1 protein-coding gene is annotated in these 363 nt (G+C 39.7%); it reads right to left on the reverse strand.

Annotation, left to right across the window (positions count from 1 at the left end):
• On the reverse strand, positions 1 to 363 hold a 363-nt coding region (locus EZV76_RS17375), incomplete at both ends, for a hypothetical protein (RefSeq protein ID WP_236640962.1).

Here is a 363-nt window from a genome sequence, read left to right on the forward strand (position 1 = left end):
TTTATGATGACCAATCATGACAGAAATCGTAGGACAACCGGGGTCCTTACGTTTTTCGGGCAGGTCAGACTGAATCATAGCGTTGATACGCTCAATATAGAAGGATTTTTCCTTAACATTTAGCTTTCGCTTTTTCGTGCAAAGGTCTTTGAGCAATTTAGCATACGCGGGTATATGTTCGATTGCATCGATCAAAGGAATATTGATTTTGACATTTCGGAGAACGTCAAGAATCTTATCGTTTATAATTTCAGAGTTAGGCCTTTTTAGCCTTTCAGGAAATGGTGGTGGAGTGATAAATGTATCAATTGCGATTGGAACTCCACCGGGTGGTTTCTTGGTACTTGATTCTCCTGTTTGAAT

It is taken from the genome of Flagellimonas alvinocaridis (genome assembly GCF_004916895.1).
In the GTDB taxonomy this organism is placed as follows: Bacteria; Bacteroidota; Bacteroidia; order Flavobacteriales; family Flavobacteriaceae; genus Flagellimonas; species Flagellimonas alvinocaridis.